This window comes from Variovorax sp. GW821-FHT09D05, from assembly GCF_059416325.1.
The window spans coordinates 1-10292 of sequence record NZ_JBWKOZ010000023.1 but is presented as its reverse complement, the minus strand read 5'-3'; the positions used below and the strand labels follow the sequence as shown (position 1 = coordinate 10292).

The window sequence follows — 10292 nt, the reverse complement described above, 5'->3', positions numbered from 1 at the left end:
TTGGTCGCCGCTTCATCTGCAACACTCCTTCCGCCTATGCGGTGGTTAGTGTGTTGCATCGACCGGTTGAATCCGCCACCCCTCTGAGTCATTCGCGTGCCACCGCTTAAACGGATGCAACCACGGAAACCGGTCATTGAGCGCAGCTAGCCCCGGTCGGCAGCTTCACACCCTGAATCGGTCGCTCGACCGCCGCGCAAGCATCTTGTCGGCACGAACGGCAGCTCTCGTCCGCTACGACAGACCCATGTCGACTCGAAGCGGAAGCAGCACTAGGCCCATTGGCCTTCATCGCCCCACTCGAACGACTCACTTGAACACAGCGCCAGCACGAGCACAAGAGGAGATGGTGCGCTCGCGCTCATTGCTCTTCGACGTCTTAAGGGTTGAACAAGCCCTTGAAAGTCCGGTCGAAACCTTCGAGCGCACGCCGAAGCTCTTCGAATCTCTCGTCCGACAAGGCTCCGGCCGCCCTGACTTCGGTTCTAGAGACTGTATACATGGTGAAGTCGTGCGTCCAGATCGGCAAAGTGGCTATCAGACAAGTGCCATGAGATAAGTCCAGGTGCTTGGTGTTCAGTGCCTCGACCTCCGTGCTGTTTTCTATGAGGAATGCTCTTAGAGCTTTGTTCAGCTCGTCGGCTGCCTGTTGCCGCGTGGCGACCTCAGCTTTCACCTTTTCGACGATACAGCCCGAGACATCGACGTAGATGAGGCCGAGCACCTTCTCGCCATCGATCGCTGGTGCTTCGGCCAGTTGGGAAGCTGCCTTGTCCACACGTTCTCGAAGCTTCTTCTCTGATGTGATCCGCTTGCACTCGACGCGGACCGTGATGCCGTCGCGACGAGCGACGACATCCGTCTTTTGGCCGAAATCAATGGTGTATCTCGCTTGATGAAAGCGCGCGGCTACAAGCAGCTCGAACGCGAAGTCCCGCGACTTCCCACCTTCGTCAACTTCGGGCACATCAGGTCCTGTCACAGCCTTCGACAACCTTTCGATCAGGCCGGCATCCCTTAGATGCTTGAAGCTGGTGTAGACCGCGTAGATGTCCATGCACTCTCTGTACGCGAGACTCAGATTTCTGAACGCTTGCTGACCTCCGTCAACGCGCGCATTGGGGTGCGTTTTGTAGAACTCATCGATGATCCGTTCATAGCGGGCGTACCTGGAATTGGTCGATGGCAGCCCGAGCGCCGACAACCAGGCAATGATGTTGGGGATCTCTTCGAGGATTGCTGTTTCGCTCACATCTGCGTTTGACATGGAATCATTCTTTCGGTGCGTCACTGGTCCGACGGCTGCACTCAAAGGATTCTGGCCCGCGTCAGTGATCGTTGTCGTGGCCGCCATTCGAGAAGCACAGGGTGTCTGCGGTAGCCTCGACAGCGGTCATCGCTGCTAACGGGACGCTAGGCAAGCCGATGACGGCTTGTTGTCCCCGACTGTGAATCTGGCGATTGCCGCGGAAGACCGCCCTGGCGGAGCAGACACGTCCGAACCAATAGCGATCTTTTCGTTTACATTTTGCCGCATCGGTTAGCAAGTCGAAGGCATCCGGAAGCCAGCACTGGGGCTCCCAACAAGAACGGAGATCCACGTTGACACGTGAAATATCAGAAAAGATTCTTGCGATTGCGCAGATTCGAAAGTTCGCAGTCAGCTACAGAGGGATCAGGCAGCAGTTCTTTGACGACCTCTACATACTTGTGTCGGAACAAATTCCTCCAGGCGACGCGTATGAGGACGGCGTTGACGATCTGTATGTGGCCGCGATCAGCGCGCTGACGTCTGAGGTCACGCCTCCGACGAAAGAAACGTACAAAAAAGTCGCTCATCTGCTGGCCGAAGCCACTGGGTAAGAAAATTTCCCCCCTGTTCGCATTGCGATTTATCCGGACGACGAGCCGGACACTGTCCAAAAGGGTGACGTCACAGGGGAAATAAATTTGAATCGAGCGCCACGGCCCGCCCGTGAGTGGGGCTTGGAGTCAGCGTTGCCTCCGCGCGTACGTCTCAGCAAGAAGCAACAGGCAGTTGTCGACGAATTCCGGGCCGAAGTCGTTCGGGAGCCGCGGCCGTTCGCACAGCGGAGGCAACGTGGCGACTAAAAAAATTGGCGGCGCAGCGAAGAAGGCGGTGGGTGCGAGCAAGTCCTCCAAGACTAAGAAGGCCCCCAAGACGATCAATAGCGACGTCGCAGTGCTGCTGCAGGCTGTATCGGAGGCACCCGTCCTGACGTTCAAGCAGCGCAAGAGCGCAGCCAAGCTCTTTGAGCTAGCAGTGCTCGCGGAGATGCTCTTCGAATATCGGGCAGCCGGCGGGCATGTCAAGTTAAAGCATGCGCTGGGCGTCGATGCAAAGTTCGCAGGCTCCCCGGCGAGCATTGACCGAACGAAATTCGCTTGGTTCGAACTACGCCCTTCCCCCACCGCCGCCGTCTATGCGGAAGCGTGGGTCTCGGTACAGTTCAACGGATTGAGTGGCGAGCTGGCGGTCGAAACCGCGGCCGCTTTCGGGCCGCCCCTTCCACTCAATCTTCGGCCGTCTAGGCATGAACTTGATCTAACGCTACTTAGCCCCGGTTTGACAATTTCCTATCCGTCGCGCATGGACATCATCGCTGCGATCACGGTGAAGCACGTTTCCACGTTGACCAAAGAAGCAGTGCGCGAAGCTCTAGGCTTCAAGCGCGAAATGGGCCTCCTAAGTCTGGACCAGCCTTCACAATGCTCATGGCTCGAGCAAGATGTGCCCTCTGATCCACCGTCCCCGCTGTATTTGGTGTCATCGGCGGCCAAGTTCGAAAAGTACGCGGGGCACATCCATCAACTTGGCATATATCCGAGATTTATGAAGTTCCCGTACTGACCTCACAACCCTGCGTGGCAGGCCGCCTCGACGCATTCCGGGACGAGACGGCAGGCATATCGCGATAGGGAGCTATCGACGCCGCTCGCATAATACTGGGTCCGATTGAGGTGCCGCGCCCGGGAGGGCACCGCTCGAAGTCGGCCCGTGTGCCGAGGCGAAAACTGGGAGCGAGGATGCCAACGATTGAAAGGCTGGTGCTGTCGAACTTCAAGAAGTTCGACAGCTTGGAACTCGAGTTTGATCCTGAGCTAAACCTCCTTATCGGGGACAACGAGGCGGGGAAAAGCTCAGTGCTTCTGGCGCTGGAACTTGTGATGAGCGGAAGTCGCAGCAGGGTCGAAACCATCGGAATCGAGACGCTACTGAATGCCGACGCTGTCAGGGCATTTCAGGCAGGGCCATGTACCGTAGACCGTCTACCGAAACTGTTCGTTGAGGTCTACCTCTCGGCCGAAAAAAAGCCTGGCTTGAATGGGAAGAACAACTCTAAAGATCTCGAGCGTGACGGGCTGCGCATGTCGTTTGAGCCGATTCTCGATTTCAGCAAGGACATCGCAGAAGCGCTGAAGGAAGACCCGACCAACTTCCCCTTCGAGTATTACGGCGTCCAGTTTTATACGTTTGGGGGTGAGGCGTATTCCAGCGTCAAAAGGCACGTCCGACACCTGGCAATCGATAGCTCCAGAATCGACAGCGAGTATGCCGCGCGGGAATACACCCGTTCGGTGTTCGCGATGCACGCGGATGTCGGGAACCGGAGCAGGCTCGAGAACGCCTATCGACAAAGCAAGGGCGAATTCAAGAACGCCCAACTGAGGGAGCTGAACGACAAGCTGGTGGACTACAAGTTCGGCGTGCGCACGAGCGCCAAGGCCAACCTGGAGTCCGACCTGGTCATCACCGAAGACGAGATCCCCATCGAGAGCAAGGGCAAGGGGAGGCAGTGCTTCATCAAGACCGAGTTCGCGCTAAGTAAGAAGGGCGTCAAAAGTGGGCTGGACGTGCTGCTCCTAGAGGAACCTGAAAACCACCTGAGCCACGCGACGATGCACCAGCTCATCGAGCGAATCGCTCAGTCGGTGAACAAGCAACTGTTCATCGCGACTCACAGCAGCCTGATCTCCGCTCGACTCGACTTGCGCAAGGCTCTCCTGCTTGGAGAGCAAGGTCAGCATGCGCGGCTCAACAAGCTCCCATCTGACACCGCGAAGTTCTTCATGAAGGCGCCTGATAACAACGTCCTTGAGTTTGCGCTGTCGAGAAAGGTGATCCTCGTGGAGGGCGATGCCGAGTTCATCCTCCTGGATGCGCTCTACCAAAAGCACTCAGGGTCCACGTTGAAGAAGGACGGTGTCCACGTCATCTCAGTGGGCGGTACGAGCTTCAAGCGCTACCTAGACCTCGCCAGGCTGCTGGGCGTGCGCACTGCGGTCATACGCGACAACGACGGCGACTACCAGAAGAACTGCGTCGACAACTACGCAGAGCACACGATGCCGCATGCCAAAGTCTTTGCAGACGCCGACTCCAAGCAGCGCACGACCTTCGAGATCTGTCTGTACGAAGACAACAAGGCAGTTTGCGACGAGGTCTTCCGCAAGCCAAAGCGTAAGCTTGAACCGTTGGCGTACATGCTCGCCAACAAGGCTGACGCGGCGTTTGACCTCCTGCTGGCGAAGGAGGCCGAGCTGGTGGCCCCTGGGTACATGCAGGAGGCCATCAAGTGGATAAACGAGTAGTCTTCGCGGTCGCAGGCTCAGGAAAGACAACCCGCCTTATCAACGAACTGGATCTTGCGAAGCGGGTCTTGCTCATCACCTACACAGACAGCAACTGCGAAGAGATTCGTCGCCGCGTCCTTGCGAAGTTCGGGTATCTCCCGGACAACATCACCGTCTGCACCTACTTCACATTCTTGAACTCGTTCTGCTATCGGCCCTTGCTTCTGATGAAGATGCAGACCATAGGAATTTCGTTCGAGAGGCCGAGCGAGTACTCATCGCGCCAGAAGCTCCAGAGCCGGGACCGGTACGTCACAACGGGCGGCCGTATCTACCACGCGAGAATGGCGAAGGTCTTGGATGTGCATGGCTGCATCCCGACGCTCCAGCGTCGACTGGAGCGTTACTACGACAAAGTCTGCATCGACGAGGTTCAAGATTTCGGCGGGCATGACTTCAATCTGCTTAAGCAGATTGTTCAGGCCAACGTCGAGGTTCTGTTAGTCGGTGACTTCTATCAGCACACGTACTCCACCAGCGCTGATGGCGCGGTCAACAAAGGGCTGCACGACAGTTATGACCGCTTCAAGGAAGCCTTGCGATCTGCCGGCTTGGTAGTTGATACGACGTCCTTGCTCAAGAGCCACCGCTGCAGTTCCTCAGTGTGCTCGTTCATCCGAGACAAGATCGGTGTGGACATCTATGCGCACTCGGATCGCACCACCCAAGTCTCAGTCGTCAACGAATCATCACTGGCGGCAGAGCTTCACGCTGCTGCAGGCACCATTAAGCTGTTTTATCAAGAGCACGGACGGTACGGCTGCTACTCGCAGACCTGGGGCGACTCAAAGGGGCGAGACCATTATCAGGACGTCTGCGTCGTCCTGAACGCCGAGTCTTGGAAACACTTCTCGGCAGATACGCTGGCCGAGATGGCCGCGACCTCGAGGAACAAGCTATACGTCGCGTGCTCGCGTGCGCGCGGCGACCTCTATGTGATGCCAGACACGCTGCTGAAGCCGTTCAAAAAAGCCCGCGACGTTCGTCACACCGCCTCCACTTGAGCATCTTGACTGCGCGGCTCCAGCCCTTCCGCTCGGCATGGCAGAAGTCGGCCATGGACTGCTTCGAGTGGTGGCGGTCTCTGCAAAGCAGATAGGCGTTGCTGGATTTACGTGCAAAGAAGGCGGGATGGGAATGAGTTCCTCATAAGCCACATTGTCGATAGCTGAGAACGGTCAGACCGTGGTCGTTTGCTGGATGAAAAATGTCGGCCCAAAGCGGGGGGAATGACTCGCTATCCGACCGACTGTTCAGACTGATCGGAATCATTCAGCGTCGCGAACCTGATTGCCGGCGAACACAACCATCGATTATTGAGCACCGTCGGTCTGACCGGCAGCTTCGCCATAGGCACCGGTCACTCGACCGCGATGCGACTGGCTTGTGCATGTAGGTTTGTCCGACATCTGCCCACGTAGTTTCCAACACTCACATCGAGCGCCAGTGAGGATGACCTAGAGCTTCGCAGACCCTCCCTAAACAGCACGGTACAAGTCCGATACCTGTACGCGAGCCTTGCCTCGACACACGCTTTGCCAGACTCGCGGTCGGTCATCTCTGGATTAAGTCCGAAGCTTTGCGGTGCAGATGGCTATGATTCCTGTAGCGGTACGGACCTAAAGCCCCGGAACATGGGCGTCAGGCGGCCGTGATTGGTCGGGGGCAAACGAGAGAGGGGCATGTGGCAAAACACACGGATAAATACGCTGCTGGCGAGCAGGGGCTCGGCTACGTCTATCAAATTCGGTTTGCGCTCGCGCATCTGATGAAGCAGGATGAGAGCCAGGCGCTGCTTATTGAGGCTGACGATGACGTCGAGCTAAGGGACGTCGACGGCAAGAAGACTCTGATATCGCTGAAGCACAAGCAGGTCGGCGAGACCGTTGGCACCCTGTCGACTGACTTCTGGAAATCTGTCCGCATCTGGCTTGACCGGTACATGCGGGACGGCAATCTCGCCTGCGACCACTCTTACTGCATGGCGACGACGGCGCGCGTCGGTCCGAGCTCGTTGCTCAAATACTTTCTCGACGGCGCTGTTGCTAAGCCAACGAACTTTGCCATGCAACTCGTCGCCGAACTCAAGGGCTCGAAGGCCGCACTTAGCGCGCAGATTGAAGCCACGTTCAGCAAACTAAATCAGACTCAGCAGGATGACTTCTTGGCTCGCATCGTGATTGCGGACAGTTCGCTGCGAATCAAGGAGCTGGATGCGGCTGTCGCTCCCTTGCTGAAGTCGGTATCCACCAAATATCGCGTCGATGTCCGCGAGCGAATGGAGGGGTGGTGGCTGAGAGAGGCAATCGACCTCATCCAAGGTGACCGCAAACCCATTACCGGTGCCGAGGTCTGGGCGAAGTTCGCTCAGGTGAACAGCGAGTACTACGACGAGCGTCTGCCCATCACCTTCGACGACGCGTATCCCGATGAGGAGATTGACGCGACCAAGGACACCCGGCAGTTCGTCGAGCAGTTGCGGGCGATTGGAATGTCCAGCGACAACCTTGAGATGGCCATCCTGGACTTCTACCGCGCGTTCTCCCAGCGTGCGCACTGGACTCGGGTCAATGCCCTGGTTGGCGGCGAGATTAGAAAATTCGAGCTGCGCCTAGTCGAAGAATGGAAGCGCGCGAGGGGCTGGGCCATGGTGCACGCGCCACAGAACGAGGCCGAGTTCCAGGCGGCAGGCCGCAAGCTGTATGACTGGGCCGAGAACCAGTCCAAGGGCCTGCAAATCCGCAAAGACGTCTCAGAGGACTTCGTTCGCCGCGGCAGCTTCCACATCCTTGCCGACGAGAAGCCGACGCCGCGGGTGCACTGGCACCCGCAATTCCTCGAGCACCTCAAGGCCACCGCGTCGAAAGCGGTGTCAGCATGAGGGACTGGTCATCTCGCCCTTTTGAAGAGCGCAACCTCTTCAATCCGGCGTTCTGCGCCGTGGTGCTGGCCGCAGCCATTCGCGAGTACGAGCGCGTCACACGAAAGCCAATGCCCTACTCATTGACGCTACTTGTCCTGCCAATGTGCCTGCACCAGGCGTCGCGCGAGGAGATTCTGGAGAACAAGCGGTTGTCGGTCCTGCGGGTGTTCGCGCTGCGCCCGGACCTGCTGGTCGACTTCGCTGAGCGAGTTCGTGCACTAGTCCAATACGCCACGGAGGCCTTTGCGCTACTCGCCAGCAAGGACTGTATCAAGGTCTTCGACGACGGTGGCATCAGCCTCGTCCCAAGACGTGTGTCACCCTTGGCGCTGAACTCCGATGACGCCGAGCGGTGCCGCGCCGCCGCAACCGTCCTCGGTCGTGATTTCGCCCAGATCAACGACCGCGTTACGGTCTACACCAGCCTGTCAATTCGCCCATGAAGATTGCTTCGATTCACATTTATAGTCACGATGGCCGTAGGCGCGACCTCATACTGAATCCCGATGGGCTCAACATCATCACGGGCCTGGCATCAACGGGTAAGTCGTCCCTCTCGGACATCGTCGAGTACTGCATGGGCGAGGACGTGTGCAAGATTGCGGAGGGCTTCATCCGCGAGAAGGTCTCCTGGTTCGCGGTGACCTTCCAGTTCCCACACGAGCAGGTTTTCGTCGCCAAGCCCAATCCCAAGCCGGGACACGTCCAGTGCTCGCTCGCGATGATTTTGCGCGGCAGGCAGATTCGCACGCCCGACTTTGGAGCGCTGAAGCACAACGGGGGTGATGAACTCGTCCACGAAGTGCTTTCCTCCCTGCTGGGCATCCCTGAAGCCAAGACGCCTGTTGCTGAGCGCAGCAGCCGGACTGGCTACTCGGTCAACGTCAAGCACACGGCGTTCTACCTGTTCCAGAAGCAGGGCCTGGTGGCCAGCAAGGAATTGCTGTTCTATAGGCAGGCGGAGGAGCATCTGCCTCAGACCATCCGCGACACGTTCGCAGTCCTCTTCGGCATCTCCAACGTGGGCGATATGGAGACGGAGGCCAGCCGACGTGCGGCGCAGCGAGAGCTGAAGATTGCGCAGAAGGAACTGACGTTGGCACAGGAAACCGAAGACGCGCTGGATACGCGCGGGCTGGGGTTGCTGGCCGAGGCGCGGGCCGTCGGAATCCCGTTCAGCAGTGCGCCTGACATCGCCGCACCGAGTGTGGATGGCGCCGAGAATGACCTGGTCGCGTCCCTCCGAGAAATCCTCACTTGGCGGCCTGGGCAGGTTCCCCTTCTGGCGGAGAGCGACATGGCCAAGCTCCAGGCGCGTCGCTCGGATCTTCGGACTGAGCGTCGTCTGGTTCTGGACCAGATTGCATCTGCGCAGCGGTATGTCAAAGGTGCTTCGGACTTCCAGACCGAAGCGCAGGAGCAGCGTTCCCGTCTGGAGTCCATCAATGCTCTTCCGCGGGCATCAAACGGAACATGGCAGTGGCCCTTCCTGAAGGAGGCAGACGCGCGTATGGATGGCATTGCCCAATCGCTTATGGCCGAACTCTCAAGCTTAGACAGCGAGCTCCAGCATGTCGGTGGCGCACGCCCCCGTCTGGATGAGCACTTGGCTGCTCTCACCGATCGCGCAGGCCAGTTGAAGGAGGCCATCCGAGAGGTCGAAATCAACCTCACTGCTGCGGTGCTCGCCGAGGAGAAGGCAGTCGCCCAGGAGGACGTCAATGCGCAGGCGCTGAAAGTCCAAGGCCGCGTCAGCTTCTACCTGGACAGCTTGAATCCGAGCAACACCATCAGCACCTTAAAACTCAAAGTCGGCCGATTGCAGGCGAAGCTGGACCAGCTCAGTCGGAAGGCGAGCGCAGACGACGATGCGGACGCCCGCATGGACTCGGTCATCACGCATATTTCCAGCACGATGACCATGCTGGTGAAGGAGTTCAAGGCCTTCTTTTCGGAGTTTCCGTTCCGGCTGGACATGCGCAACCTGACCGTGGTCGTGCAACGACCCGGCAACCCTGTGCCGATGATTCGCACGGGCGGTGGCGCGAACTGGTTGGCGTATCACATTTCCGCTTTGCTGGCCCTCCACCACTACGCTTCGGAAAACCGCATCCCAATTCCTCGCTTCCTGATGCTGGACCAGCCGACGCAGGTGTATTTCCCCTCGCAGGCGATCTACGAATCAGTGGCAGGCGATTCAGAGCAGGTCCGGCGCGTAGACGTCGACTTAGTGGCAGCCAAAAAGCTGTTCGAGACGCTTCTGGACTACACCAAGGTGCTCGTCCCTGGCTTCCAGCTCATCGTCACCGAGCACGCGAACTTCGCTGACGACTGGTTCCAGGATGCGCTGGTTGAGGACCCTTGGATGAACCCGCCCGCGCTAGTGCCGCAGGACTGGCCAAGCTGGCGCAAGTAGCACTTCGACGCCAGCATTGTTCAGACGGACAGGCGTTTTTGTCGGGCAAGCTAGACTGCCCTTCGAAGCCGTGGGTGGACATCTGCCCGCTAGATCCGTAACGCGACCCTGACCGTCATGAATGGCTGCCATACCCTCCGTACCGGTCGTTCGCGAACCACAGGCTCTGTCAAACGGCTGACCGTCGCGCGGCCCGATAGACGAAAGGGCAGCATCTGCTGGCGGATTCAACCGGTCGATGCAACACATTCGCTGAACATCTCAGCGGGTGTCTGGAAACCGAGCGTCTTGCGCGGC

At 58.4% G+C, this 10292-nt stretch carries 8 protein-coding genes; 7 read left to right on the top strand and 1 reads right to left on the bottom strand.

The window, feature by feature from the left end:
• Positions 1-379: 379 nt before the first annotated feature.
• On the bottom strand, positions 380-1267 hold the full coding sequence (locus AC07O3_RS34420; RefSeq protein WP_495341509.1) for a hypothetical protein: 888 nt from the start codon (positions 1265-1267) through the stop codon (positions 380-382).
• Between the two features lie 335 nt (positions 1268-1602).
• Between AC07O3_RS34420 and AC07O3_RS34415 the strand changes: the two genes are divergently transcribed.
• The 7 genes from AC07O3_RS34415 (at position 1603) to AC07O3_RS34385 (ending at position 9995) form a co-directional block, all read left to right on the top strand.
• Complete coding sequence (locus tag AC07O3_RS34415) at positions 1603-1863, top strand: hypothetical protein (protein WP_495341508.1); 261 nt, start codon at positions 1603-1605, stop codon at positions 1861-1863.
• A gap of 238 nt (positions 1864-2101) precedes the next feature.
• Positions 2102-2872, top strand: coding sequence for a hypothetical protein (locus AC07O3_RS34410; protein ID WP_495341507.1), 771 nt, complete (start codon positions 2102-2104; stop codon positions 2870-2872).
• Positions 2873-3048: 176 nt separating this feature from the next.
• Positions 3049-4614, top strand: coding sequence for an ATP-dependent nuclease (locus AC07O3_RS34405; protein ID WP_495341506.1), 1566 nt, complete (start codon positions 3049-3051; stop codon positions 4612-4614).
• Positions 4599-5660 carry an AAA family ATPase gene (locus AC07O3_RS34400; RefSeq protein ID WP_495341505.1) on the top strand — a complete coding sequence of 354 codons (1062 nt, stop codon included), beginning with the start codon at positions 4599-4601 and terminating at the stop codon, positions 5658-5660. The genes AC07O3_RS34405 and AC07O3_RS34400 overlap by 16 nt, the downstream gene beginning before the upstream one ends.
• Before the next feature lie 680 nt (positions 5661-6340).
• Entirely contained in the window at positions 6341-7537 is a 1197-nt protein-coding gene (locus tag AC07O3_RS34395; protein WP_495341504.1) for an ABC-three component system protein, read from the top strand.
• Positions 7534-8022 (top strand): three component ABC system middle component, encoded by a 489-nt coding sequence (locus AC07O3_RS34390; RefSeq protein WP_495341503.1) that lies wholly within the window; start codon positions 7534-7536, stop codon positions 8020-8022. The genes AC07O3_RS34395 and AC07O3_RS34390 overlap by 4 nt, the downstream gene beginning before the upstream one ends.
• Positions 8019-9995: a DUF3732 domain-containing protein gene (locus tag AC07O3_RS34385; RefSeq protein ID WP_495341502.1), complete on the top strand. Its 1977-nt coding sequence runs from the start codon at positions 8019-8021 to the stop codon at positions 9993-9995. Before AC07O3_RS34390 ends, AC07O3_RS34385 begins: the two co-directional genes overlap by 4 nt.
• Positions 9996-10292: the final 297 nt, after the last annotated feature.

Bases quoted from the DNA above. Each gene is read 5' to 3' on its own strand.
- AC07O3_RS34390 (WP_495341503.1), top strand. From the start codon at position 7,534: ATGAGGGACTGGTCATCTCGCCCTTTTGAAGAGCGCAACCTCTTCAAT.
- AC07O3_RS34385 (WP_495341502.1), top strand. From the start codon at position 8,019: ATGAAGATTGCTTCGATTCACATTTATAGTCACGATGGCCGTAGGCGC.
- AC07O3_RS34405 (WP_495341506.1), top strand. From the start codon at position 3,049: ATGCCAACGATTGAAAGGCTGGTGCTGTCGAACTTCAAGAAGTTCGAC.
- AC07O3_RS34420 (WP_495341509.1), bottom strand. From the start codon at position 1,267: ATGTCAAACGCAGATGTGAGCGAAACAGCAATCCTCGAAGAGATCCCC.